We start from the raw sequence: 24,886 nt of genomic DNA on the forward strand, positions 1-24,886 counted from the left end.
CAGAACACCGCCGAAAAATTCCGACCCGTAGCGCATGCCCAATGACCAAGCGGAGCTGGGCTGTCTTCCGGCCGGTTCCTCGTACTTCGCGCGCTTCGCATCAATGCGCTGCTGCAGCTCGTCGAGGTCGGCCCGTGAATTGTTGCGCTGGCTGTCGTTATCGCCTGACATGTTTGACCGGTCTGCCCATGGGAGAAGAGCCCCCCAGCAGGCGCGCGCACACTATCCACGGGCCTCTGCCAAGTCAAGCAAGGCTGTCCCAAGTGTAAGTGTCTGAAAAATAAGTTGGTATGAGCTATTCTGCAGCGATCAGCTGTTCGGCGCCGACAAGGTCGACCGAGACCAGTTGGGAAACGCCGCGTTCGGCCATCGTCACACCGTACAAACGGTCCATTCGCGACATGGTCAGTGCGTTGTGGGTGATGACCAGGAAGCGGGTCTCGGTCAGACGGCGCATTTCCTTGAGCATGCGGCAGTAGCGGTCGACATTGGCATCATCCAGCGGCGCATCGACCTCGTCCAGAACACAGACCGGTGCCGGGTTGGACAGGAAGACCGCGAAGATCAGCGCCGACGCGGTCAGCGCCTGCTCGCCGCCGGACATCAGGGCCATATTGTCCAGCTTCTTGCCGGGCGGGCAGGCGAAGATCTCGAGACCGGCTTCCAGCGGATCGTCGTGCTCGGTCAGGCGCAGCTCGGCGTGACCGCCTTCGAACAGGGTCTCGAACAGGGTCTGGAAGTGATTGTTGACGATCTCGAAGGCTTCCAGAAGTCGGGCCCGACCCTCACGGGACAGCTCATCGACTGCCTTGCGCAAACGCGCAATGGCCTCGACCAGGTCGTCCCGTTCGCGAGTCATCTCCTCGATTTTGGCGGACAGCTCCTCGGCCTCGTCATCGGCGCGCAAATTGACCGCTCCCAGGCGCTCGCGGGACTGGCGGGCTTCGTCCAGCCGTCGTTCCAGCTCGCTCGGACTCAGTTCGGACATCTCGTCCTCGTCAAAGCGCGTACTCAGTGTGCCGGGGGCCTCGCCGGTCGCATCCTGCAGGCGTTCGGTGGTTTCGGCGAGGCGTTCGCGCGCGGCGTTCAGGGTCGCCTCGGCGGCCGCGCGCCCCTCGCGGGCTGCAGAAGCGGCAGCCTCGGCCTGGCGGGCTGCGCTGTCGGCGGATTTGACTTCGCCTTCATTGGCGGAGGCGGCCTGACGGGCATCCTCAGCCGTCGCCTCGGCGGCGCGCAGCCTGGACGCCAGCTCGAACAGCTGGTCCTCGATCACGTCCGGGCGGGCGCGGGCCGTTTCCAGACGGGCTTCGGCTTCACTGCGTTCGCTGGCGATTTCTTCGAGGCGGGATTCGGCGGATTTGCACCGCTCCGCCCAGGCATCATGATCGCGCTTGAAGCCCATACGCCGCTGACGGCGCTGTTCGCGCTCTCGCTTCAGGCTCTCGAGCGCCGCGCGGGCATCCGCCGCAGCACTACGCGCCGCGTCTGCAGTCTCGCGAGCGGCGTCGAGCGCATCGGTGTCGCCCTCCGCGGTTTCGGCTTCGACCAGAAGGGCGCGGGCTTCATCGATGGATCTGCGATTATCCGCCTGTTCGGCGGTCAGCCGATCGAGACGTTCTTCCAGTGCCGTGGCGCGGGCGGCATCCTTGGCGGCGCGTTCACGCAGATCGGAGATCCGGGCCATTGCCTCGCGCGCCTGGCGCTCCGCAGGTCCGACGGAGGACCGGGCAGTGGCTTCGGCTTCACGCGTGGTGCGGGCGATTTCGCGGGCTTCTGCCTCTGACTCGCGGGCCGTGTCGTGGGCAATGAGCGTGTCGTCCAGCTCGACCCGGATGGCGTCAAGGCGGTTTTTCTGTTCCAACCGGGCCACGGCGGCTGAAGGGGCATCGGCACGCGCCACCAGCCCGTCCCAGCGCCACAGATCCCCTTCACGGGTCACAAGACGCTGGCCGGGTTTGAGTTTGGCAGCAGCCTCAAGAGCCTTGTCGGCCTTGACGACGCCGACGGCATCAAGTCGGGCCTTCAGTGCGGGTGGGGCCTGGATGTGATCGGACAGTGGCACACAGCCGCCCGGCAGCGCCTCGGCATGGCAGGTCGTCTGCGCCCAGTGACGAGCCGCGCTGGCGTCGAGCGAGGCCTCCAGGTCATCACCAAGGGCCGCAGCCAGGGCGTGTTCATAACCCGGCCGCGCGCGCACGGCCTCAATCGCAGGCGACAGGGCTTCGGCCTGTGAGCCGGCCAGCAGGCGTTCAAGGGCACGGCGTTCACGCTCCAGCGTTTCGCGCTGGGCTGAGGCCTCGCGCCAGACGTCAGCGGCGGATTCCAGCGTCTGGGCGGCAGACTGGCGCGACTCTTCGGCGGCTTGCAGCTCGGCGCGGACCGTTTCCAGCTTGGCCTCGGCGGCTTTTGCAGTGGTTTCGGCGGTTTCCAGTTCGGCCAGCGCCGTCGATCCACGTACCCGATCGAGTTCGGAGCGGGCCCCGTCAATCTCGCGCTCGATCTGGCCGAGGCGGGTTTCATGGCGCGACAGGTCGCGGCGGGCCGTCTCGATGGCGGCGCGCTTGTTGGCGGCTTCGCCCGCCCGGGCGTCGAGGGAGTCCTCGGCGGCCTGACGGGCGGTTTCGGCCTCGACCGACGCCATCTCGGCAGCATCCAGCGCCGCTTGCTCGTCCTTAACTTCAGTATCGAGTCGGGCAATCTGCGCCTCGGCTTCGGCACGGCTGGTGCGGGCATCCTCGGCTATGTCGGTTTCGCGCCGGGCAGCGTTGGCGAGATCGTCGAGCCGACGTTCCAGACCATGGATGGAACGCTGCACGTCTTCGGCATCGCGCTGCAGCCGGTCGCGCTCGCGTTCCAGCAGGCGCAGGGCAGCGGCGGCCTCGGCTTCGGCCTGGCGGGCCGGTTCGCGGGATGCGGCGAGGACCTCGGCGCGCGTGCGCGCTTCGGCGGCGGCCATGCTGGTATCCTCGGTCGCAGTCCGTTTCTCTGTCAGGACGGCCTCGGCGGTCTCGACGGCGCTGGCGGCTTCGCGCCAGCGATTGAGCCAGACGGCGGCCTCAAGGCTGCGGATCGAGGCGGACAGCTTGCGATAGCGCGAGGCCTGCCGGGCCTGACGCTGGAGGGAGCCGTGCCGCGCGGATATCTCGTCGACCACTTCCTGCAGCCGGTCGAGATTGGTCTCGGCGCCTTTCAGGCGAAGTTCGGCCTCATGACGGCGGGCGCGCAGGCCGGACACGCCGGCGGCCTCTTCCAGCACGCGGCGACGGTTCTGCGGCTTCGACGCGATCAGTTCGGAGATCTGACCCTGACGGACGAGAGCCGGGGAGTTGGCGCCGGTACCGGCATCCATGAACAGGAGCTGGACATCCTTGGCCCGTACTTCCTCGCCATTGATCTTGTAGGCGGATCCGGCTCCGCGGGTGATGCGTCGTGTGACATCGAGCGTGTCGGAGTCGTTGAAACGGGCGGGGGCCAGCTTGTCGGCATTGTCGACCGAGAGAACGACCTCGGCGAAATTGCGCGACGGGCGGGCGTCGGTACCGGCAAAGATCACGTCTTCCATGCCGTCACCGCGCAGCGATTTGGCCGAAGTCGCGCCCATCACCCAGCGCAGGGCTTCAAGCAGATTCGATTTGCCGCAACCGTTGGGTCCGATCACGCCCGTAAGGCCCGGATCAATTCTCAGTTCCGTCGGTTCGACGAATGACTTGAATCCGGCCAGCCTCAGCTGTGTGAACTTCACCCGGTCTCCCTTGCGCCGCGAAACACGTTTTTCGCATCCAATTGCGGCGCTGGCGTGAAGGCCTGCCTAGTCAGCCGAATCGGACTCATCGAGGAAGTGAAGGATGATTCGGCGGAAAGAGTCTTCGTCCAAACGGCCGGGCACCGTTTCTCCATCAATCATCAGGGGTTCGCCACCATGCAAAAACACGGTCGGACCGGCCGTCGCATGATTGTGGCCAGCCTCGCCATCTCCCGGGTGTCCGATTGAGAGGAGGTCACCTGCGATGATGAAGGCCGGTGTCGAGCGGATACCGTCCTCTGACGCCTGCACCGCAACGGCATTCACATGTTCGTTGGCGGCCGGGTCCTGGAAACAGGCCAGCAAGGTTTCTTCCGATCCACCGGTTGCCGCCGCGATCCGGTTGTAGACCGCCAGGACATCGCCGCCCTCGCGGGCCGTCTCGAAAATGGTGGCCTGCTCGTGGAAGAGCAGGTCGACCGCATCGAAATAGCGATCATCGGGTACGCATTCCGAAAGGATGACACCGGCTCCGGCGATTTGCGGCGGAGCGGTCAGCATGGGCCGGATCGAGTAGCGGATCAGCCCGGTCTCGACGAATTCCGAGCGGATCATCGGCCAGACATCGGTCTGGAAATGCGCGCAATGCGGACAGGCAAAGGAGGCGTATTCAATGATCAGCAGGTCCGCATCGGTGTTGCCGATGACCCGGTCGGTGGAACGCAGCGTGCCTGCGCCCTCCGCGAGTTGGGCCTGTGTCGCGCCCGTGAACGTCAAGGCGGCGACAAAAACGGACAGGCTGGTCAGGATACGCTTTACCGACATGATCGGGACTACTCCTCGCCGCTGGTCGCGCTGTCATCGCCGGCTGGCATGGCGCCGCCGGTATTTTCAGCGATCAGATGGTCGAGGATGCGGCGGAAGGTGTCGGCGTCCGAAAAATTCGGAACCGGCTCGCCATCGATGATCAACTGTTCATTGCCGAGGAAATAGGTGTAGGCGCTTTCGCCCGGTGCGCGGCGCGAGTCGAGCATTTCGCCATTGAAGATGAAGCGCGGCGTGCCGGTAATGCCTTCGGCACCAGCCCGGTCATTGGCGTCCAGGATGTCCTGGGTGATGGTCTCGTCGGACAGGCATTGGGTGAAGTCGGCTTCGCTCATGCCCATGGAGCGGGCAATGGCGAGATACTGGTTGCGGGCGCTGCCTTGCGTCTGGGCGGCCTGGAAGATGGCGTTTTGCTGTTGGAACAACAGATCGACCATGTCGTAATAGCGGTCTTCCGGCACACAATGCGCCAGCGAGAAGCCGGCAATTGCGAACTGGGCCGAGCCGGTGATCATCTCGCGCAGGACAAAGCGGACCTGGCCGGTCTCGATATAATCGCTTTCCAGCATCGGGTAGACTTCGTTGTGCCAGGTGGCGCAGTGGCCACAGGCGACCGAGGCGTATTCGATCATGGTGACGGGTGCGTCGGGGCTGCCGAGACCGCGATCGCCGGCACGTTCGAAGCGCGACTGGCCATCGACGGGCGCATCGCTGCTGCCACAGGCGGAGACGGCGAGAACTGCGGTCATGGCCGCGGCGGAGAAAAGTCGTCGGGTCAGGCTCATTCAGGGTCCCCCTGCCAGATGGTCACGATCCCTCGCGGGCTTTGACCGCTCGTTCAAAACGGTTGAGTTCGGACAATAGACGCGCCTCGGGTGTTTGCTCCACCCCTTCGTTCACTTGTGACGATGTTTTCATCGGCTTCACATCCGCTTGATCGACAGGCTTGGCGCGCTTGAAGCTGGCGCTCGCCTGGCCTTGCAGGATGCGCAGGCGGGTCGGTGCCCGGTCGCCGGCGAAGGTTCTTACCCGCTCCAGGATGCGGCGCGACTCGGCCTGCAGGATGGCAGCGGCGGCACCCCGTGCGCGGATCACCAGCGTATTGACGCCGCCGGCCCGTTGCACGGTTTCCGGCTCGCTCCACTTGGCCAGTCGCTCGCCGACAATCTCGGTCCAGTGCTCGCGCAATTGCTCGACCCCGACGCCGAAACGGCGTGCCAGCGGGCGCAATACCCGCTCCATCGCCCGTGCGGTGGACGGCAGGGGCCGGGCCGCAGGTCGACCGCGCCGACTGTTGATGAAGTCGGTTGCGGCCTGTTCCATCGTTGACGGGGGCGGTTTGCGCATCATGCTCTCAGTTTCGCTTCGAACGTCTCCGCCTGCAACCGGTCAGCCCTTCAAACCATGACAATCGACATCGCCCGTCTCCGCCGCCAATTGCTGGCCTGGTACGATCAGGAGGGTCGTAGCCTGCCGTGGCGGATCCGGCCGGAAGACCGGACGGCGGGCGCGCCGGTCGCCGATCCTTATGCGATCTGGCTGTCGGAAATCATGCTGCAGCAGACCACCGTGCCGCACGCGACGCCCTACTGGCATCGTTTCCTGTCGCTCTGGCCCACCGTTGATGACCTGGCCGCTGCGCCGCGCGACGATGTGATGAGGGAGTGGGCCGGGCTGGGCTATTATGCCCGTGCCCGCAATCTGCATGCCTGTGCGATTGAAGTGACCACCAACCATGCCGGGCAGTTTCCCGACACGCTGGGTGGGCTGCTGGAACTGCCGGGTGTAGGCGACTACACCGCCAACGCGATCCTGGCAGCCGCCTTCAACAAGCCGGCCAGCGTGGTCGATGGCAATGTCGAGCGGGTCATCACCCGTCTCCACCGGGTCGACACGCCGATGCCGAAGGCCAAACCGGAGATCCGCAAACTGGCCGCCGCCATCGCCGACCCGGACCGCTCCGGCGACTATGCTCAGGCAGTCATGGATCTCGGCGCGACCGTCTGCACGCCGCGAAACCCGGACTGTGCAGGGTGTTGCTGGTCCTTCGCCTGTGCGGCGACCACGGTTGGTGATGTGGAGCGCTATCCGGTCAAGGCACCCAAGAAGGTAAAGCCGGTCCGTCGCGGTACAGCCTGGCTGGTGCGCCGGGCCGGGCGCATCTGGCTGCGCAAGCGTGGCGATGCCGGACTGCTGGGCGGGATGACTGAAATACCGTCCTCGCCCTGGCTGGAATCCGGATCCGTCGATGAAACGCCGCCACTCGAAGCCGAGTGGGCCGCCCGCGGCGAGGTGCGTCACGTCTTCACCCATTTCGAGTTGCGATTGGCTGTGCGGGAAGGTGTGGCATCACCGGAATGGGAACCGGACACCGGCTATTGGGTTGATGAGCGTGACCTCGGCAATGAGGCCCTGCCGAGCGTGATGCGCAAGGTCCTCGCCGCCCGCCGGACCTAGGCGGGGCTGTAAGGTCGCAGCTGCCGCGCCCGCCGCATGGCACCGAAAAGACTGGCAGGCTTGAGCGGTTTGGAGGCGAAGGAATCCATCCCTGCCGCGAGGCAGATATCGGCATCCTGGTGTGACGCGTTCGCGGTCAGGGCGGTAACCGGGATGTCACGCCAGGGGGCGTCGCTGTCGCGCAGGCGGCGGGTCGCCTCCAGCCCGTCGAGGATCGGCATCCGCACATCCATCAATACGATGTCGAAAGGCGCAGCCTCCAGCGCCGCCAGGGCCTCCAGCCCGTTTTCCGCTTCGGTGACATGCACTTTCAACGGAGCCATGAAAGCCTGCACCACCTGCCGGTTGATGTCATTGTCCTCGACCAACAGGACGCGCAGCCCGAGCAATCCGGCATAGCCTGGATCGTCGGCGAGCTGCGTCGGCGTGAGGTCTTTTTGCGTTGCCGGTTTCGTCTGTGCCGGTTTCGCGGTGAAGGTGAGGGTGAAGGTCGAGCCTTGGCCAGGTGTCGCTTCCGCAGTGATGTCACCGCCCATCAATTGGGCGAGATCGCGGGCGATGGACAGGCCCAGCCCGGTCCCGCCGAATTCACCGGCGATGGCGGCATCGGATTGTGTGAACGGGGAAAAAAGCGTGGCGAGTTTTTCGGGCGGGATGCCGATGCCGGTATCGGTGATCCTGATTTCCAACAAGCCGGCCCGGTCTGCTTCGCCGTGCCAATTGACGCAGAGGCGAACCGAACCCTTGCTGGTGAATTTGATGGCATTGGACAGGAGATTGGACAGGCACTGGCGCACGCGAAGCGGGTCAAATTGCAGGCGTTCGGGCAGGGACGGGTCGATCTCGATCGAGAATTCGAGCGATTTGGCCTCGGCAGATGCCTGGAAGAGGGTGTGCATGTCCTCAATCAGACGGGCGGGGTCGACAACTTGTGGCGACAGCTCCATCTTGCCGGCCTCGATCTTCGACATGTCGAGGACGTCGTTGAGCAATTGGGTCAGGGTCTCGCCGCTTTCCTTGATCATGCGGGCTTGATCCTGCCGCTTCTTTGACCGGGACGTGGTCCGCAATACCTGGGCCAGGCCGAGGATGCCGTTCAACGGCGTACGGATTTCGTGACTGATATTGGCGAGGAATGTGCTCTTGGCCTGATTGGCGGCCTCCAGTTCGCGCGTCCGCTCGGCGACGCGGGCTTCGAGCAGGTCGAAGGCGTCCTTGTTGGTGGCTCTTTGTTCTTCAAGCGTGCGGGCCAGAATGCCGATCTCGTGACGGCTCCCGAGAAGTGGTTCCAGTGCCGGATTGGTCGCCGCGGCGCGCGGGCGGGCGACGCCGAAATGGCCTGTCAGCGCTTCAAGCGGGCGCACAAACCGACGATAGAGAATGAAGTAGGCCAGCACCGCTTGCAGCGCGACGCCGAGAATTCCCAAACCAAGCGCAATCGAGAGTTTGCCGGCGATGCTTCGCCGCAGGATGTTGCGATCGACCAGTGAGACACTGAACCAGCCGGGGCCCTGCAAACGCGAATACGCCACCACCCACCGACCGTCCCGACTGATCAACGTGCCAAGCGTGCGCGTTGCCGGTTCCGCCAACAGGAGTTCGGCAATCTCCGGCAGATTGTACATTGCCGAAATGGTGTCGATACGGCCGTCGGTTACACGGTCGTGGATGAGGTCGGGGTGGGCGATCAACTGACCGGCCTGATCGAGCAGAATATTGACACCGTGAGCGGGCGGGCCGGCCATCGCGGCTTCGAAATAGGCGTGCAGCTGAATCGTGGTGCCAAATGCGCCGGTCGGAACACCGTCAGCATCGTAAGGTGTATAACAGCCGGTGGTCAGCGACTGCTCGTCGCGCACATAAATCAGCTGGGTCAACTCGCCACAGAGAAACTCCCGGGACGGATTGTTGGCTGGCAACATGAGTTGGACAAATGCCGCTTCGGTGAATTCGAAATCGGCGGTGGCCTCATGCCGGTAGAATTGCAGTTGATCTTCACGCGATGCTGCCGAGATCACCAATTCATTGCGGAAGGTGAAATAGTAGAAGTTGTCGACCAGCCCGGTCAGGGCCTGGCCCGAGCTGTCGACGACCTCATAGGCGGACACCAGTTGACGCCGTTCGAGCGGTGAAAAATCTCCCGGCGGATGCAGATAGGCACCGACACCGGAGCGATAATTGCCTTGCTCGTCATGATAGCCGTCGAACATGTCGTCACGACTGCGCCGGGTGCCGTCCGGGCGGGCCGGGAACAGGGCGTCGAAACGCTGGTTGACCTCGTCGTCGGACAACGCCTCCAGCCGGCGTTCGAAGCGATCGATCGCGGTCGCTTGTGCCCGTTCGACAGTGTCGAAGATTGCGGCGTTTCGGCGTCCGCGTTCATCGACATAATTCTCCAGCTGGATGAGTTGCTGGTTTTCGAGATCGGTCCAGAAGGCCAGTGCAGCGACGAGAATGCCGGAGCCGGACACCAGGAGCGAGGTCACCAGGATCACGCTCAGCAGGGTCCAGGCGATCGAGCTGCCGGGCTTGCTAGGCGCGCGCGATCGCGTGTTGCCCTGGCCTAGGTCCATGCGAAGTGCCTCAGCTTTCCAGCGTGGCCCGGATTTCCGCGCGCATCACGTCAATCGGGGCGAGGCCCTGCTTGGTGCGGATATGCCAGTAGGTCCAACCATTGCAGGATGGTGCGCTTTGCAATTGGGCGCCGACCTGATGGATTGAGCCGGCATTGGTGCCGGCGATCAATGTTCCATCGGCGCGCACCCGGGCTGTGTTGCGCCCTTTGGGGCAATACAGCGTATCTCCGGGCTTGAGCATGCCGCGCTCGACCAATGCACCGAAGGGGATGCGCGGCTGGGCGCGTTTGGACTGGGTGACGTCGAGTGTGTCGCTGGCGCCGCGCGTGATGGCGGCAAGGCGCTTGCGGGCAACGTCCAGATAAGCGGTGTCCCGTTCAATGCCGATGTAATGACGACCCAGTCGCTTGGCGGCGGCGCCGGTAGTGCCGGTTCCGAAGAAGGGGTCGAGCACGACATCACCCGGATTGGTGGTGGAGAGCAGGACACGGTGGAGCAGGGATTCAGGCTTTTGGGTCGGATGGGCCTTCTTGCCGTCCTCGTCCTTCAGGCGTTCGCCACCGGTACAGATCGGCAGGGTCCAGTCGGAGCGCATTTGCACGCCGTCATTGAGCGCCTTCATGGCGGCATAATTGAAGGTCGGGCGGGCGTCCTTGGTCTTGGCGGCCCAGATCAGGGTCTCGTGCGCATTGGTGAAGCGCGTGCCCTTGAAGTTCGGCATCGGATTCGATTTGCGCCAGATGATGTCATTGAGCACCCAGAAGCCGGCATCCTGGAGAATGCCACCGACGCGGAAGATGTTGTGATAGCTGCCGATCACCCAGATGGCGCCATTCGGCTTGAGGACGCGGCGGGCCTCCTCCATCCAGTTCCAGGTGAACAGGTCATACTCGTCGAAGCCACCGATCTGGTCCCAGTCATTGTCGACCGCGGAGACTTTCGAATTGTCGGGACGATGCAGGTCGCCGCCAAGCTGGAGATTGTAAGGCGGGTCCGCGAACACCAGGTCAACGCTCTCGTCGGGAAGTGACTTCATCACTTCCACGCATTCCCCTTCGAGGATCTGGTCGATCTTTGTCTTGGCCATAACGCGCCGCTCCACTCCCGATACAGAGGCAAGTTTTTCGGCTTTTAGGGCTAACGGGCCGTTAACCCTGCTTCAAGTTATCCACAGCGATTCGCATTTGTGGAAAACCGGGATTCGAGCGCGGCGCGGACCGGTGCATAGGACCGGCGGTGGATGGGGCAGGCGCCGGACGCCTCCAGCGCAGCCTTGTGTGCAGCGCTCGGATAACCCTTGTGGCCCTCGAAACCATAGCCCGGGAAACGGCGTGCCGCCTGTTCCATCAAGTCGTCGCGCACGGTCTTGGCGATGATGGAAGCCGCGCCGATACAGGCTTCCTTGGCGTCACCCTTGATTATGGCCTCGGCCGGGCAGGGCAGGCCCGGCGGGAGCCTGTTGCCATCGACCAGGACAAGGGCCGGCCGGGCCGGCAGCCGGGCCACGGCGCGGCTCATGGCGGCCATGGTCGCGTGCAGGATGTTCAGGCGATCAATTTCTGCCGGTTCGGCGATACCAATTCCGACCCAGGCATTGGCCCGGATCAGCGGAAAAAGGGCGCGCCGTCGTCGCTCCGAGAGTGCCTTGGAGTCCCCAAGGCCGGTGATGGGCCGGGCCGGGTCAAGGATGACAGCAGCCGCGACAACCGGTCCACCGAGGGGCCCGCGCCCGGCTTCATCGACGCCAGCAAGCTGGGCCGAGTTGCGAACATCGGCCTTGTTAAGGCTCTGATTGTCTTTTTGTGGAATGGTTACACTCAAAGCAGATCCTTTGGGGCATTAGGTGTATCGCGTTTATTACTGCCTGACGGTTGAGCACGATCTCGGTCTTGTCGCTGTAGCGGCTCTTTTGTGTGCGCTATCGGCGCTCGCGGCAATGTCCATTGTCCGTCGGGCAAGAGAGGCCGATCCAGCGCGGCAACCCGCCTGGTTGCTGTTTGCCGGTTTCGTCACCGGCACGGGCATCTGGGGCACCCATTTCGTTTCGATGCTGGCCTATGAAAGTGTGGTCCCGATCGCCTTCGGGCTTTTCGAGACCGTGATTTCTCTCGCTCTCGCAATTATTGTTTCGGCCTGCGGCTGGGCATTTGCGATCCGCTCGGAGACCCGTTTCGCCGCTCCGATCGGCGGTGCGTTGGTCGGAGGCGGCATTGCCGCCATGCACTTCATGGGCATCGAGGCGATGCGGACCAATGCCTTCTTTACCTGGGATGCGGGCCTGGTAATCGCCGCCATCGTGCTGGGAATCCAGTTTTCTGCAGCGGCTTCGGCTGTGGTGATGGGAAAGTCCCAGAAACCCGGCCTGATTGGCGGCACGCTGCTTTTGGTGTGCGGCGTTGTCAGCCTGCACTTCATCTCGATGGGTGCCATGCAGCTCGTCCCCGACATGGCCGTTGGTGCGCCGGAAGACGGGCTGTCGCCCAAACTGTTGGCTGTCACCGTCGCGCTGGGCGTTGTTTTCGTGGTGAGTGTCGGTTTGGCGACGGCTGCCATTGATCTGCATCTCGGAAAGCGCCGGATGGCAGAAGGTGCCCGGATGCGCGCGTTGGCCGAGGCGACGTTCGAAGGTATCGCGGTCGTGCGCGACGGTCAGATGTACGACATGAATGGTCGTTTCTGTGAAATGTTGAACCTGGCGCGTGAAGATCTGGCTGGCACGCCAATCATGAAACTTGCAGTCGATCCGGAAGATATCCGGGTTCTGCAGCTGGACCAGGGCGATGCACCGGCCACCTGCCGTCTTCGCTGCCGGGAGCGCGCGCCGATAACGGTGCAGGTTCGTGCCCGTGTCATGGATTACGATGGGCAACCGTCGCGGGTATTCACATTTCGCGACGTGTCCTCGGAAGAACGCGCCCGCGCCCGCATCACGCACCTGGCCCATCACGATACCCTGACTGGCCTGCCCAACCGCCTCAAATTCCGGGAAGCTTTTGAGGCCGAGCTGAACAGTGCCTGGGATGATGATAGCCAGGTCGCCTTGATGTTCTTCGATCTGGACCGGTTCAAGGAAGTCAACGACGTGCACGGGCATGCGACCGGTGACCGTTTGCTTGTCGCGGTGTCGGAGCGTCTGCTGGATGCCCTTCCGCGCAATGCCATTGCCGCGCGCCTGAGTGGTGACGAGTTTGCCGTGGTGTTGCCGGATGTGGACAGCCGCGAGGACGTTCTCAATACGGCCCGGCGTGTCGTCAACAATGTCGGCTCACCATTGAGCATCGGATCCCTCCACCTGAAGGTTTCGGCCTCCGGCGGTGTGACCATGTTCCCGATGGATGGTGAGGATCCGGACCGGCTGATGAACCAGGCGGATCTCGCGCTCTACCGAGCCAAGGGGCAGGGGCGGAACCAGGTCTGCGATTTCGACCCCAAACTGGGCATGATGATGCAGGAGCGTCGGATGCTCGAAGCCGACCTGGCGCTGGCCATTGAAGACGACCTGCTGACGCTGAACTATCAGCCGCAAGTCAGGCTTGGCGACGGATCGATCTCCGGATTTGAGGCGTTGGTGCGCTGGCATGATGATCGACGTGGCGCGGTTGCGCCGGCCGAGTTCGTTCAGATCGCCGAGGAAACCGGGCTGATCCTGAAAATGGGCGAATGGGTTCTGGAGACCGCGTGCCGTGAGGCGGTGAACTGGCCCAATGACCGTCGGGTGGCGGTCAATGTCAGCCCGGCCCAGTTCAAACAGGGCAATCTGGTCTATTCGGTGCAGCGCGCGCTGGCCAATTCGGGTCTTGACCCGGCCCGCCTCGAAATAGAGATCACAGAAGGTGTGCTGATCGATGATGAGGCGCGAGCGTTGAAAGTTCTGCGCGGGCTCAAGGATCTGGGAGTCGGTCTGGCGATCGATGATTTCGGGACCGGCTACTCATCGTTGAGCTATCTGCGGGCCTTCCCGTTCGACAAGATCAAGATCGACCGGTCTTTCATCACCGGTCTTCAGAATGACCCGGAAGCGCAGATCATTGTGCGGGCAACGATCGATCTGGCCCGCGATCTGAACATCGCCGTCGTTGTGGAGGGGGTCGAGGAATTCGACGAACTCGGCGCGCTTGGCTATCAACCGGACCTGGCCCTGCAGGGATATCTTCTGTCACGGCCATTGACCCGCGGTCTGATCTCGGGATTTGACGAGACATCGAAAGCGATCCGGGCTGAAATCGCGACCCTGGTTGGCTCATCAAGGCCGTTGCGGCAACGCAGCGCCTAGCGGGCCTGGGCATGTGACTCAGAAAAGTCCCGGTTGCTGTGCCGAGCCTAGTGGCCGCTCGAACCGACCTGTGTCCAGTGCGACCCGTGGCGCATCCAGACCGTAGCGTTTGATAGCGTTTCGGAAGCGGCTGGCGATCAGCTTGGCATAGGGGCCGGTGCCGCGTCCGCGCGTACCCCAATTGGCGTCATAGTCCTTGCCGCCGCGCATCTGCCTGATCAGGGACATGACGCGGGCGGCGCTGTCGGGCCGATGGTCGGCAAGCCATTCGCGGAACAGGTCGCGGATTTCCAGTGGCAGGCGCAGGAGGACGTAGGCCGCATTGTCGGCGCCAGCCTTCGCCCCCGCCTCGAGCAGGGGTTCGATCTCGTGATCGGTGAGGGCGGGTATGACCGGTGCCATCATCACGGTGACCGGTATGCCGGCCTGTTTGAGGGCGGTGATGGTTTCCAGGCGGCGATGTGGGGCTGCGGCGCGCGGCTCCATGTCGCGGGCGAGCCTGCGGTCGAGCGTGGTGATCGAGATGGCGGCCTTGACGAGGCCATCGGCGGCCATTGGCGCGAGAATGTCGAGGTCGCGACGGATCAGGGCGGACTTGGTGATGACGCTGATCGGATGCTTGTAGCGGGCGCAGACCTTGAGAATGTCACGTGTGTGCTGTCGCTCACGCTCCAACGGCTGCCAGGCATCGGTATTGGCGCCGATCATGATCGGTTTGGGTTGGTATCCGGCCTTGTTGAAATGGGATTCAAGCAGGGCCGGGCCATCCGGTTTGGCGAAAATCACGCTCTCGAAATCAAGGCCTGGCGAATAACCCCAATAGGCGTGACTGGGTCGGGCGTAACAATAAATGCAGCCGTGCTCGCAGCCCCGATAGGGATTGATCGAATGGTCAAAAGAGATGTCCGGCGACTGGTTGGTTGAAATGATCGATTTCGATGCGTCCCGCAAAACCATGGTCGCCAGCTTGGGCGGCTCGCCATCGGCGTAGGTCCATCCGTCGTCAAAGGCCTCTCGTCCCTGGGACTCGAATCGTCCCGACACGTTTGACCGAGCGCCCCGACCTCTCGCTCCGGGGCGGTGGAGCGGGGAGGCCTCCTGAGGGGCATTAAGGGCGTAGCCACCAGGGCGCTCGGTCATGTCCGCATCATGACTCAAAAATGGAACAAATCAAGAACAAATTTCTCGTCGCGAACAATCGGGCTGACCAGGCCCGCCGCGACATGGTCAGGTCGACGCGTCGAGCTGGTCTGATAGGGCCAACATGTCCTGCCAGGCGAGACGTTTCTCGCCGGGGCGGGCAAGCAGGTAACGTGGTGAGAATATCGGCAGTGCCTTGATCAACTCACCAGTGGGCTCACCCGCCGCGTCGCGCAAGGCATAATCCACCCAGCGCCCTCGCAGGCGGGTTATGGCCGTGTCGCTGCGCAACAGCGCCCGCGCGCCCAGTTCGCCCGCCAGAATCAGTATGTCCGGCTTTTTCAATGCGATGTGTCGCTCGACGAAAGGCAGGCATTGCGCGACTTCATCCTGGGTCGGGGCACGATTGCCCGGCGGGCGCCAACTCAGCATGTGGGTCAAATAGGCCTGGTCGCGTTCGACACCGATAGCGGCAAACATCCGGTCGAGCAGGCGACCGCTTTGACCGGCGAAAGGTTCGCCATGCTCGTCTTCTTCCCGGCCGGGTGCTTCCCCGACAAGCATTATGCGAGCGGCCTTGTCACCCCGAGCAAAGACCGTGTTGCGGGCCGTGCGTTTCAGGGCACAGCCTTCAAAGCTGTCGATGGCCTGCTTCAGGGCCTCGAGACTTTCAGCTTTGCTGGCACTCGCCTGGGCACTTGGTCCGGTGGTCCGGCTGTCGCCAAATCCGGCTGCCCGCGCGGCTTGTGGTGTCGCGGCGCGGATCGGTTCGCTCGCAGGCTGCCGCCGTGGTTCGGACGGTTGGCTTGAAACCGGTGCAGCGGGTGCCGGGCGGCTGACAATTGGCTCGTCCATCTCGATCCCGGCATCCGCCCACCAGGCGATAAGCGCCTGCAGCGCTTTCTCGTCTTGTGGGGTCAGGGCGGGTCCGGAATCGGTCATGGATTGACGTGCACGTTAACGTAATAGCTTTGATCCCGACGGCGGGACGCGCTAGATGGGTCTTCGATCCTAGGGTATGACCGAAGACCTGCAAGCCGAACACCGCATTAAACAGACAGCGATCACGAAACGGGAAGGGTGCCAGCCAGATGACCGACGCCGCAATCGAACGCGAATCCATGGAATATGACGTCATCATCGTCGGAGGTGGCCCGGCCGGCCTGTCCGCCGCGATCCGGTTGAAGCAGATGGCCGCCGAGGCGGGCAGCGAGATTTCCATCGCGCTGCTGGAAAAGGGTGCCGAGGTCGGCGCGCACATCCTGTCCGGAGCCGTGGTCGATCCCAAGGCGCTCAACGAACTCATCCCGAACTGGAAGGAGTTGGGCGCGCCGCTCGACGACGAGGTCAAGACCGACATCTTTGAAGTGCTTGGCGCCGCCGGATCAATCAGCCTGCCAACCCTGATGTTCCCGCCACTGATGAGCAATCATGGCTGTTACATCGTTTCGCTGGCCAATGTCTGTCGCTGGCTGGGCGAACAGGCCGAAGCGCTGGGCGTCGAAATCTATCCCGGTTTCCCGGCCGCCGACCTGATCGAGGAAGACGGTGTCATCAAGGGCGTGGTGACCGGTGATTTCGGTCTCGCCCGCGATGGCGGTCACAAGGATGGCTATCAGCCCGGCATGGAATTGCGCGGCAAGTACACGCTGATCGGTGAAGGCGTGCGCGGTTCGCTGGCGAAAAAGCTGATCAGCCGCTTCAACCTGTCCGAGGGCAAGGAGCCGCAGAAATTCGGCATCGGCATCAAGGAGCTGTGGCGGGTGAAGCCCGAGAATCACAAGCCGGGCATGGTCAAACACACCATGGGCTGGCCGCTCGATGGCCAGACCGGTGGCGGATCCTTCATGTATCATTTCGGCGATAACCTGGTCTCGGTCGGTTATGTCCTCCACCTCAACTACAAGAACCCCTACCTGTCGCCCTTCGAAGAATTCCAGCGCCTGAAGACCCACCCGGTGATGTCACCGGTGTTCGAGGGCGGCGAGCGGATTTCCTACGGCGCCCGCGCCATCACCGAGGGTGGCTACCAGTCCGTGCCCAAGCTGGCCTTCCCGGGCGGCGGGCTGATCGGCTGTTCGGCCGGATTCGTGAATGTGCCGCGCATCAAGGGCAGCCACAACGCCATGAAGACCGGCATGTTGGCCGCGGAAAGCGTGTTCGCGGCGATTGCCGAGGGCCGCCAGCATGATGAACTGGCCGACTACCAGACCGCCTATGAAAACTCTTGGGTCGCCAAGGACCTCAAGCGGGTCCGCAACGTCAAACCGCTCTGGTCAAAGCTGGGCACTTTCTTCGGCGTTGTTTTCGGCGGGCTGGACATGTGGTGCACCACGATCTTCGGCGGCTGGTCGCCGTTTGGCACGATGGGGCACGGCAAGACCGACGCGGAGAGCCTGGAGCCGGCGGCCAAGCACAAGCCGATCAATTATCCCAAGCCGGATGGCGTTTTGACCTTTGACCGCCTGTCCTCGGTCTTCATCTCCAACACCAATCATGAGGAAGATCAGCCGATCCACCTCAAACTCTCCGATGCCGAGTTGCAGAAACTGTCCGAGCTGGGCGAGTTTGCCGGCCCCTCGACCCGTTATTGCCCGGCGGGCGTCTATGAATGGGTCGAGGACGAGACTTCAGGCGACAAGCGCTTCCAGATCAACGCCCAGAACTGTGTTCACTGCAAGACGTGCGACATCAAGGATCCCAACCAGAATATCAACTGGACCACGCCTGAAGGCGGCGGTGGTCCGATGTACGCGAATATGTAGCGACAACCGCCTCCGGCCCTTGCGCCGGAGGGCCAGCGGGGCGAGCATGCGGGCATGAGTTTTCCTGTCCGCATGCTCCCGCTGATCCTGGCTGCCACGGCCTTGTCAGCCTGTGCCAGCCCGTCTTCTCCGCCTGAGGATGACGAGGCCTCCGTCTATGGAGCCTTCCTCGCGGCCCGCTATGCGGGTGTGAACCGGGACGTTGCCAGCGCCGCGGAAAACTACGCGCGCGCGCTCGATCAAGCCCCTGGCGACCCCACTCTGGCCGATCGCGCGTTCATCACGGCCTTGCTGGCCGGCGATCGGCAGCAGTCGGCGCGACTGGCCCAGGCGACCGTCGATGTTGGCGACCCCAGCCGTCTGGCGACGCTCTATCTCGCCGCCGACAAGATTGCCCGCCACGATTATGACGGCGCTATCGCCAGCCTGGAAGCGGCGCCGGACTATGGTCCGTTCAACACCCTGATGCGTGACCTGCTGATGCAGTGGGCCATGATGGGGGATGGCCAACAACTGGCAGCGATGGATGCGGCCAATTCCACGGCGGCACCGGAATTCCTGTCCGCGCACCTGTGGCTGCACAAGGCCATGCTCGCCGATATCGCCGGCGAAACCGAGGCGGCAGATGGGGCTTACCGGACCGCAGCCTACTCCTCGGTCTTCCCGCGTCTTGCGGCGGAGATGTATGGCAACTTCCTCGAGCGCAACGGGCGCTCCGATGAGGCGAGGGCGCTTTATCAAACCAATCTCGATGCCAGTCCCGACGAGCCTTTTGTGCTGGATGCCCTGCGTCGACTGGATGCCGGAGAACGGCCCGGAAGGCGTCTCTCGGTTCCGGAAATGGCGTCGCGATCGCTCTTCGGCCCCGCCACGGAACTCGCTGCCCAGGCCGATATGGACCTGTCGGTCATCTATTTGCGCATGGTCGAACGTCTTGACCCGGCCTACGCGCCGACACGGTTGAGCCTCGCCGGCACGCTGGAACGGATCAGCCTGCCCGAGGCAGCGCTGACCGAGTATGCGGCTGTCGCCGAAGGGCCATTCCGCTTTGCCGCGGACATTGACCAGATCTGGCTGCTCGGCCGGTTGGCCCGAACCGAAGAGGCCACGATGCTGGCCCGGCGTCTGGTGGATGAAAGCGGTGACATTGAAGCGCGCCTACTTCTGGCCGACCTGTTGCGGGTGCAGGGGCAGTGCCCGGAAGCCGTCACGTTGTATGAGCAGGTCATTGCGGACCGCGGCGCGGCGGGGCAGGCCGGTGACTGGCGCTATCATTACTATGCGGGCGCCTGCCACTATGACGCGGACAACTGGCCCGCCGCCGAGCGTCACTACGAAGCAGCGTTGCAACTGGCACCACGAGAAAGCCGGATTCTCAATGATCTTGGCTATTTCTGGATCGATCGGGGTGAGCGTGTCGATGAAGCGTTCGAGATGATCATGCTGGCCGCCGAGCTGGATCCGGAAAATGGCAATGTCATCGACAGTCTCGGCTGGGCCCACTACCGCCTCGGTCAGTACGAAGCGGCGGTTCTGGCGCTCGAGCGGGCAGCGGAACTCTCGCCGGGCAACGCCACCGCCAATTATCATCTCGGCGATGCCTACTGGCAGGTTGGACGATACCTGGAAGCAGGCTTCCAGTGGCGCCGGGCAATTGATCTGGATCCACGCCCTGAACAACGCGATGGCTTGGAATACCGACTTGCCCACGGCCAGCCGCCCGCTGGTCAGCAGGAGCGTGTCGTCGATGTCTCCGAGTCGGCGCACATGGCGGCGCCGGCAGACGGTGCGGGTGAACCTTGAATTCCGAACCGGTCACTGAACCCGCAGCCGCCAAGGTCAACCTGACCCTGCGCGTCGGCGCTGCCCGCACCGATGGCTATCATCCGCTCGACAGTCTGGTGGTTTTCGCCGACTGGGGTGACACCATCGAGGTGCGGCCGGCGTCGGGCCTGCTGCTGACCATGTCCGGCGAGGCTTCGCGGGCCCTGGCCGGTGATAACTCAAACCTGGTTCTGAAGGCCGCGCGGGCCTTGCAGGCCGCGGCGAATACCGACGCCGGGGCGATGATCCGGCTCGACAAGCAGATACCGGTCGAGGCCGGGCTTGGTGGCGGCTCGGCCGATGCGGCCGCGACCCTGAGAGCGCTGAACCGGTTGTGGGGCCTGAACTGGCCGCTCGACCGGCTCGCAGAGATTGGCCTGGCGTTGGGGGCGGATGTGCCGGCCTGTCTCTATTCGCGTCCCCTGCGCATGCGGGGAATTGGCGAATGGATCGACATCCTGCCCCGTTTCGACGGGCTCGAGGCGGTTATCGTCAATCCGGGCATCAGTGTGCCGACCGGTCCGGTCTTCAAGGCCTTCGACCAGTCCGACCCGGCGCCTCTGGCCGAAGCCGGACCGATCGGTGAGGACCGGCTGCATTGGTTGCGCGGTGAGGTGAATGCCCTGGAAACGGTGGCCTGTGCGCGGCATCCGGAAATTGCCGCAACGCTGGACTGGTTGCGCAAGCGCGACGGGGTGGAGCTGGCTCGCATGTCAGGCTCCGGCGCCAGCTGTTTTGCGCTGTGTCATGATCGTGCAGCCGCCGAAAGCGTGGCGGCAGCCCATGATGGTTTCGCGAGGGCGGTGCGACTGGGAGGCTCCGGCCAATGATACAGTCCGGGTCCGTAGGGCTGTTGGCCTTTGTGACGGCCCTGGTTGTGGCAGGGCTGGTTATGCGCGCCGGAATTCTTGACCATCCCAATGCCCGGTCCAGCCATGTCCGTCCAACGCCGCGCGGCGGTGGGCTGGGGATTGTCGTCGGTTTTCTTTTCTCGCTGGCGCTGATCCCGCTGCCCGCGCCGGCTGACCAGGCGATGCTGGGCGGGCTGGCACTGTGTGCGGTGCTGACCGCCTTGCTCGGTTTCGTCGATGATCTGGTGAGCTTGGACGGGCGAATCAAGTTCGCGGTGCTGGCGACAATCAGCCTGGCGCTTGCCGGAATGGCGGGTCCTGTGACCGATCTTGGTTTTGCGTTGCCGTGGCTGGCCGGTTGGCTCGGTTCGGCACTCTTTGTGTTCACGCTGGCGAATGCCGTGAATTTCATGGACGGATCGGATGGCCTTTTGGCCTCGACCCTGATCCCGGCCGCGCTGGCGCTCGGCGTACTCGCCGATGGTCCCGTCGCAGTTGCGGCGCTGGCCTTGGCTGCGGCGACGGCCGGCTTTGCCGTGTGGAATGCCCCATTGCTGGCAGCCCGGGGCAGATTGTTCAGCGGCGATGTCGGCGCGCTTGGCGGTGCGGTGATTTTCGCCGGCCTGTCTCTCGCTTGGGCGTCGACCGACCGGGGCGGATCGGTGTGGCTGGTGCCGCTTCTCGTCCTGCCATTGCTTGGCGATGTCTTGCTGACGATGGCGGCCCGTGTGCGCGCGGGACGCTCTGCCTTCGCCGCGCATCGGGCGCACGCCTATCAATTGCTCATCTCGATCGGGCTCAGCCATCGTCAGGTGGCGATGATCTGGGGCGGGATGAGCCTGTCATGTGGCGTGCTGGCGATTGTCGCCAGTGCCTTGCCATCCCACCTACAGCTGGCCTGCCTTGTCGTGGCCGTGGTGATTTTTACGCTGGGCCACCGCCGATGCCGCAAGCTGGCCAGTTCACACGGACTCGATATCCACCAGTAGGCGCGATCAGTAGGCGCGATCGACGACGAAATCGGCGAGGTCTTCCAGCGCTGCCCGCCAACTATTGGCCGGGAAGGCCGCCAGTGCTTCACGGGCGCGGCGGGCATGATTGCGCGCCTGGTTGACGGTTGCAGCCAGGGCGCCATGGGCGTTGACCAGTTTGACCGCCCGTTCGAAGTCTCCGTCGGTCTGGTCGCCCTGTGCGATGACCCGGTCCCAGAAGCCTGATTCCTCTGTCGAGGCGGCCGCAATGGCGAGCGCGACCGGCAGGGTCACCTTGCCCTCGCGGAAATCATCGCCGGTCGACTTGCCCAGCTTGGCCGAGGCGCCGCTGTAGTCGAGCGCGTCGTCGACCAGCTGGAAGGCCAGGCCCAGCTCGCGGCCATAGGTTTCCAGCGCCGCTTCCTCGCTTGCCGGGCGGTCGGCGACAATGCCTGATACCTGGGCTGCGGCGGCGAACAGGGCGGCGGTCTTGGCATCGATGATCTGCATGTAGGTCTCGACCGACACACCGACATCCTTGACCGCAGAGAGCTGGCGCACCTCGCCCTCGGCAATAGTCGAGGCCGCATCGGACAGGACGCCGAGCGCTTTCATCGATCCGGCTTCGACCATCAGGGAAAAGGAGCGGGCGAACAGGAAGTCACCGACCAGTACCGAGGACGCATTGCCCCAGACCAGATTGGCGGCAGCCTTGCCGCGTCGCATGCCGCTCTCGTCGACGACGTCGTCGTGCAGCAGCGTGGCGGTGTGGATGAACTCGACGGCGGCAGCCAGCTTCAGCGGCGCAATGTCGGAACAGCCGATCATGTTGGCGGCGGCGACCGTGATCATTGGCCGGACGCGCTTGCCGCCGGCCTCGATCAGATAGCGGGCCAGTTCAGGGATCAGCTCGACATGGCTGTCCAGCCGCTCAAGAATGAGCGCGTCGACCCGGCGCATGTCGTCATGGGCCAGCATTGCCAGCGCTTCGGCCGCATTCGGCCTGTCGGCGCTGTTTGCGACCGTTGCCGTTTTGACACTCACCATGCTGTCCACGCCAGCTGTCCTCTTGATGCAGGCCCGATTGCTTCCGACAATAGAAATCGAGCGACCGCCCGGCAAGCGCAAGGGGCGGTGACGAAACAGCACAGGTCGGGCGGGCCGTTCTGCCTTGGCCGATCAACGACAATTAGCGCGGAGGCGTGCCGACGTGAAAGAAGTCCTGCGGACCAATGATCCGGTCAAACTTTCCTACGCCCAGTCCTTGCTGCGCGACGCCGATATTGAGCCGATCGTGCTCGATCAGGGCATGTCATCCATGTATGGTGGCGGGCTGCCAATGATCCGCGCGCGAATCATGGTGGTCGATGAAGATGCCCGTCGGGCCGGGGAATTGCTCGCCGACCTGCGCGAGGACGAGGCGTGAGCACGACGCTCGACCGTCTGCTCGATGGCCGGGTTGTCCTGCGTCAGGGCAAGGACGGCTATCGCGCCGGCATGGATGCCGGCCTGCTGGCGGCGTCGCTGAATGCGGGTGAAGGCGAGAGCCTGGCCGAATTTGGCTGTGGTGCCGGAGCGGCGCTGCTGTGCGCCGCCTGGCGGCTCACCGGGGCGAGTTTTGTCGGTGTCGAACGCGATCCCGAAGCGGCGGCCCTGGCCGGCGAGAATGCGGCGGCCAATGGCATGGGCGCGCGGGTGAGGGTGCAAAACTCCGACATCACCCAGCTGGGCACCTCGCTGAAGGTCGACCAGGTCTTCTTCAATCCGCCCTTCTTTGATGACCCGTCGGCACTGCGTGCTCCGAAAGACGAGAAACGCGCCGCCTGGCTGACCGGCGACGTGCCCTTTGCCGACTGGGTGCGCTGCGCGGCCCGGGCTTTGAAGGCCAAGGGCAGGCTCACCCTGATCCACCGCGCTGACCGGCTCGCTGATATCCTGACCGCGCTTGACCGGTCCTTTGGCTCGGTGGTGATCAAACCGGTACATCCGCGCGCCGGCGAGCCGGCCAAACGGGTCATTGTTCGCGCGACGATTGGCGGCAAATCGCCGCTGGTCCTGCTGGCCCCCTTGGTCCTGCATGACGGTGAAGGCCATTCTGCCGAGGCAGATGCCATCCTGCGCGGTCGCGCTGTCGTCGAGATGGGCTGATCCGAACGCCTGTCATTTAGTCCACGTCATCCCGACGAAAGTCGGGACTCAGCTCGAAGCTTGGCGTGCCCGCGTGAGACGCCGACGCGGCGGCAGGACTGGGTCCTGACTTTCGTCAGGATGACGGTAGAGTAGGCAGCCGTGGAACGATGGAGGTTCGCGCATGACCATAACGATCATCCTCGTCGTCCTCGCTTTTGTCCTGTTGATCGTTCTGGGCGCACGCGGGCGAAAGCAGCGGGACAATGCGGCGGAGGCGGCGCGGCGGGCTGTCGAGACCCGCTTTGAACCACACGAGCGCGATGCTGCGTCGCACAAAGACGAGGACTCGCGCGCTTGATTACAAGGCCCGGCTTGCCTAGTGTTCGCGCGATTTCTTGATCTCGATATATCCAGCGGGAATTAATGCCATGACGGTCGAAAAAGCGCCCTCCTTCCAGGAGCTGATCCTCCGTCTTCAGAGTTATTGGGCGAGCAAGGGGTGCGCCATCCTGCAGCCCTATGACGTCGAGGTGGGCGCCGGCACGCTGCACCCGGCGACCACGCTGCGTTCGCTCGGCCCGCGTCCCTGGAAGGCGGCCTATGTCCAGCCCTCGCGTCGTCCCGGCGATGGCCGCTATGGCGAGAACCCGAACCGGCTGCAGCATTATTACCAGTTCCAGGTCCTCCTCAAGCCGTGCCCGGCTGACCTGCAGGATCTCTATCTCGGCTCGCTCGATGCCATCGGCATCGATCGCGACCTGCATGATGTCCGCTTCGTGGAAGATGACTGGGAAAACCCGACCGTCGGCGCCTGGGGTCTGGGCTGGGAAGTCTGGTGCGACGGCATGGAAGTCAGCCAGTTCACTTATTTCCAGCAAGTTGGCGGCCTCGATGTCGACCTCGTCTCCGGCGAGTTGACCTACGGGCTCGAGCGTTTGGCGATGTATGTCCAGGGCGTAGAGAATGTCTACGATCTCGACTTCAATGGGGCCGGCCTCAGCTATGGCGACGTCTTCCTGGAAGCCGAGAAACAGTACTCGGAATTCAATTTCGAGCATGCCGATGTCGACATGCTGATCGAGTGGTTCAAGGGCGCGGAGAACCAGTGCATGGCGCTGCTCAATCTCGACAAGCCGCTGCCGCTTCCGGCCTATGATTTCTGTCTCAAGGCCTCCCACCTCTTCAACCTGGTCGACGCCCGCGGCGCCATCTCCGTCGCCGAACGCGCCAGCTGGATCGCCCGCGTCCGCGAACTCGCCAAGGGCTGCGCCGATGCCTGGGTAAAAAGCGAGCGGGCGCTGGTGGAGGTGGCCGGGTGATGAACTTGCGCAC

20 protein-coding genes are annotated in these 24,886 nt (G+C 63.8%); 10 read left to right on the top strand and 10 right to left on the bottom strand.

From position 1 onward, the window contains the following. Positions 1 to 295 precede the first annotated feature (295 nt). The 4 genes from smc to ACN0X9_RS13520 all read right to left on the bottom strand — a co-directional run bounded on the left by smc (position 296) and on the right by ACN0X9_RS13520 (position 5,914). Positions 296 to 3,742, bottom strand: a complete 3,447-nt coding sequence (gene smc, locus ACN0X9_RS13505; RefSeq protein ID WP_417488089.1) for a chromosome segregation protein SMC — start codon at positions 3,740 to 3,742, stop codon at positions 296 to 298. A gap of 66 nt (positions 3,743 to 3,808) precedes the next feature. Beyond that, the gene (locus ACN0X9_RS13510) at positions 3,809 to 4,567 is read right to left on the bottom strand and encodes a thioredoxin domain-containing protein (protein WP_417488090.1); all 759 of its coding nucleotides are present in this window, start codon (positions 4,565 to 4,567) and stop codon (positions 3,809 to 3,811) included. Positions 4,568 to 4,575: 8 nt separating this feature from the next. Further along, positions 4,576 to 5,352, bottom strand: a complete 777-nt coding sequence (locus ACN0X9_RS13515) for a thioredoxin domain-containing protein (RefSeq protein WP_417488091.1) — start codon at positions 5,350 to 5,352, stop codon at positions 4,576 to 4,578. 22 nt (positions 5,353 to 5,374) lie between these two features. Beyond that, positions 5,375 to 5,914 carry a DciA family protein gene (locus ACN0X9_RS13520; protein ID WP_417488092.1) on the bottom strand — a complete coding sequence of 180 codons (540 nt, stop codon included), beginning with the start codon at positions 5,912 to 5,914 and terminating at the stop codon, positions 5,375 to 5,377. A gap of 57 nt (positions 5,915 to 5,971) precedes the next feature. On the opposite strand from ACN0X9_RS13520, the gene ACN0X9_RS13525 reads away from it, so the two are divergent. Further along, a complete protein-coding gene (locus ACN0X9_RS13525) occupies positions 5,972 to 7,024 on the top strand; it encodes an A/G-specific adenine glycosylase (RefSeq protein ID WP_417488093.1) in 1,053 nt (350 codons plus the stop codon). On the opposite strand, the gene ACN0X9_RS13530 is transcribed toward ACN0X9_RS13525, so the two are convergent. From ACN0X9_RS13530 to ACN0X9_RS13540, 3 genes are all read right to left on the bottom strand, one after another. After that, complete coding sequence (locus tag ACN0X9_RS13530; RefSeq protein WP_417488094.1) at positions 7,021 to 9,597, bottom strand: ATP-binding protein; 2,577 nt, start codon at positions 9,595 to 9,597, stop codon at positions 7,021 to 7,023. The two genes, ACN0X9_RS13525 and ACN0X9_RS13530, sit on opposite strands and share 4 nt — an antisense overlap. 10 nt (positions 9,598 to 9,607) lie before the next feature. Further along, entirely contained in the window at positions 9,608 to 10,687 is a 1,080-nt protein-coding gene (locus ACN0X9_RS13535; protein ID WP_417488095.1) for a site-specific DNA-methyltransferase, read from the bottom strand. A gap of 77 nt (positions 10,688 to 10,764) precedes the next feature. Further along, the gene (locus ACN0X9_RS13540) at positions 10,765 to 11,421 is read right to left on the bottom strand and encodes a ribonuclease HII (protein WP_417488096.1); all 657 of its coding nucleotides are present in this window, start codon (positions 11,419 to 11,421) and stop codon (positions 10,765 to 10,767) included. A gap of 115 nt (positions 11,422 to 11,536) precedes the next feature. Here ACN0X9_RS13540 and ACN0X9_RS13545 point away from each other — a divergent pair, with 115 nt between their 5' ends. Next, a complete protein-coding gene (locus tag ACN0X9_RS13545) occupies positions 11,537 to 13,873 on the top strand; it encodes an EAL domain-containing protein (RefSeq protein WP_417488097.1) in 2,337 nt (778 codons plus the stop codon). 18 nt (positions 13,874 to 13,891) lie between these two features. On the opposite strand, the gene ACN0X9_RS13550 is transcribed toward ACN0X9_RS13545, so the two are convergent. Together ACN0X9_RS13550 and ACN0X9_RS13555 are read right to left on the bottom strand one after the other, a co-directional pair. Then, positions 13,892 to 15,013, bottom strand: coding sequence for a PA0069 family radical SAM protein (locus tag ACN0X9_RS13550; RefSeq protein WP_417488098.1), 1,122 nt, complete (start codon positions 15,011 to 15,013; stop codon positions 13,892 to 13,894). An 87-nt stretch (positions 15,014 to 15,100) separates the two neighbouring features. Continuing rightward, positions 15,101 to 15,955 (bottom strand): uracil-DNA glycosylase, encoded by an 855-nt coding sequence (locus ACN0X9_RS13555; protein ID WP_417488099.1) that lies wholly within the window; start codon positions 15,953 to 15,955, stop codon positions 15,101 to 15,103. A gap of 149 nt (positions 15,956 to 16,104) precedes the next feature. On the opposite strand from ACN0X9_RS13555, the gene ACN0X9_RS13560 reads away from it, so the two are divergent. The 4 genes from ACN0X9_RS13560 to ACN0X9_RS13575 are packed head-to-tail and all read left to right on the top strand — an operon-like array spanning position 16,105 to position 21,442. Then, positions 16,105 to 17,778, top strand: a complete 1,674-nt coding sequence (locus ACN0X9_RS13560) for a 4Fe-4S dicluster domain-containing protein (protein ID WP_417488100.1) — start codon at positions 16,105 to 16,107, stop codon at positions 17,776 to 17,778. A 54-nt stretch (positions 17,779 to 17,832) separates the two neighbouring features. Beyond that, positions 17,833 to 19,581, top strand: coding sequence for a tetratricopeptide repeat protein (locus ACN0X9_RS13565; RefSeq protein ID WP_417488101.1), 1,749 nt, complete (start codon positions 17,833 to 17,835; stop codon positions 19,579 to 19,581). Next, complete coding sequence (locus tag ACN0X9_RS13570) at positions 19,578 to 20,432, top strand: 4-(cytidine 5'-diphospho)-2-C-methyl-D-erythritol kinase (RefSeq protein WP_417488102.1); 855 nt, start codon at positions 19,578 to 19,580, stop codon at positions 20,430 to 20,432. Before ACN0X9_RS13565 ends, ACN0X9_RS13570 begins: the two co-directional genes overlap by 4 nt. Then, positions 20,429 to 21,442, top strand: a complete 1,014-nt coding sequence (locus ACN0X9_RS13575; protein WP_417488103.1) for a glycosyltransferase family 4 protein — start codon at positions 20,429 to 20,431, stop codon at positions 21,440 to 21,442. Before ACN0X9_RS13570 ends, ACN0X9_RS13575 begins: the two co-directional genes overlap by 4 nt. 6 nt (positions 21,443 to 21,448) lie before the next feature. On the opposite strand, the gene ACN0X9_RS13580 is transcribed toward ACN0X9_RS13575, so the two are convergent. Next, entirely contained in the window at positions 21,449 to 22,471 is a 1,023-nt protein-coding gene (locus tag ACN0X9_RS13580) for a polyprenyl synthetase family protein (RefSeq protein ID WP_417488104.1), read from the bottom strand. A gap of 163 nt (positions 22,472 to 22,634) precedes the next feature. Between ACN0X9_RS13580 and ACN0X9_RS13585 the strand changes: the two genes are divergently transcribed. From ACN0X9_RS13585 to ACN0X9_RS13600, 4 genes are all read left to right on the top strand, one after another. Beyond that, positions 22,635 to 22,850, top strand: a complete 216-nt coding sequence (locus tag ACN0X9_RS13585; protein WP_417488105.1) for a DUF2007 domain-containing protein — start codon at positions 22,635 to 22,637, stop codon at positions 22,848 to 22,850. After that, a complete protein-coding gene (locus ACN0X9_RS13590) occupies positions 22,847 to 23,572 on the top strand; it encodes a tRNA1(Val) (adenine(37)-N6)-methyltransferase (RefSeq protein WP_417488106.1) in 726 nt (241 codons plus the stop codon). Before ACN0X9_RS13585 ends, ACN0X9_RS13590 begins: the two co-directional genes overlap by 4 nt. Before the next feature lie 163 nt (positions 23,573 to 23,735). Continuing rightward, positions 23,736 to 23,912, top strand: a complete 177-nt coding sequence (locus tag ACN0X9_RS13595) for a hypothetical protein (RefSeq protein ID WP_417488107.1) — start codon at positions 23,736 to 23,738, stop codon at positions 23,910 to 23,912. Between the two features lie 70 nt (positions 23,913 to 23,982). Beyond that, entirely contained in the window at positions 23,983 to 24,873 is an 891-nt protein-coding gene (locus ACN0X9_RS13600) for a glycine--tRNA ligase subunit alpha (RefSeq protein ID WP_417488108.1), read from the top strand. Positions 24,874 to 24,886: the final 13 nt, after the last annotated feature.

Source organism: Maricaulis sp., assembly GCF_048268525.1.
GTDB lineage: Bacteria > Pseudomonadota > Alphaproteobacteria > Caulobacterales > Maricaulaceae > Maricaulis.

What these genes read in the sequence shown, in the direction of transcription:
- ACN0X9_RS13510 (WP_417488090.1), bottom strand. Translation starts at nt 4,567, where the DNA reads ATGTCGGTAAAGCGTATCCTGACCAGCCTGTCCGTTTTTGTCGCCGCC.
- ACN0X9_RS13515 (WP_417488091.1), bottom strand. Translation starts at nt 5,352, where the DNA reads ATGAGCCTGACCCGACGACTTTTCTCCGCCGCGGCCATGACCGCAGTT.
- ACN0X9_RS13520 (WP_417488092.1), bottom strand. Translation starts at nt 5,914, where the DNA reads ATGCGCAAACCGCCCCCGTCAACGATGGAACAGGCCGCAACCGACTTC.
- ACN0X9_RS13525 (WP_417488093.1), top strand. Translation starts at nt 5,972, where the DNA reads ATGACAATCGACATCGCCCGTCTCCGCCGCCAATTGCTGGCCTGGTAC.
- ACN0X9_RS13530 (WP_417488094.1), bottom strand. Translation starts at nt 9,597, where the DNA reads ATGGACCTAGGCCAGGGCAACACGCGATCGCGCGCGCCTAGCAAGCCC.
- ACN0X9_RS13535 (WP_417488095.1), bottom strand. Translation starts at nt 10,687, where the DNA reads ATGGCCAAGACAAAGATCGACCAGATCCTCGAAGGGGAATGCGTGGAA.
- ACN0X9_RS13545 (WP_417488097.1), top strand. Translation starts at nt 11,537, where the DNA reads ATGTCCATTGTCCGTCGGGCAAGAGAGGCCGATCCAGCGCGGCAACCC.
- ACN0X9_RS13550 (WP_417488098.1), bottom strand. Translation starts at nt 15,013, where the DNA reads ATGACCGAGCGCCCTGGTGGCTACGCCCTTAATGCCCCTCAGGAGGCC.
- ACN0X9_RS13555 (WP_417488099.1), bottom strand. Translation starts at nt 15,955, where the DNA reads ATGACCGATTCCGGACCCGCCCTGACCCCACAAGACGAGAAAGCGCTG.
- ACN0X9_RS13560 (WP_417488100.1), top strand. Translation starts at nt 16,105, where the DNA reads ATGACCGACGCCGCAATCGAACGCGAATCCATGGAATATGACGTCATC.
- ACN0X9_RS13565 (WP_417488101.1), top strand. Translation starts at nt 17,833, where the DNA reads ATGAGTTTTCCTGTCCGCATGCTCCCGCTGATCCTGGCTGCCACGGCC.
- ACN0X9_RS13575 (WP_417488103.1), top strand. Translation starts at nt 20,429, where the DNA reads ATGATACAGTCCGGGTCCGTAGGGCTGTTGGCCTTTGTGACGGCCCTG.
- ACN0X9_RS13580 (WP_417488104.1), bottom strand. Translation starts at nt 22,471, where the DNA reads ATGGTGAGTGTCAAAACGGCAACGGTCGCAAACAGCGCCGACAGGCCG.
- ACN0X9_RS13595 (WP_417488107.1), top strand. Translation starts at nt 23,736, where the DNA reads ATGACCATAACGATCATCCTCGTCGTCCTCGCTTTTGTCCTGTTGATC.
- ACN0X9_RS13600 (WP_417488108.1), top strand. Translation starts at nt 23,983, where the DNA reads ATGACGGTCGAAAAAGCGCCCTCCTTCCAGGAGCTGATCCTCCGTCTT.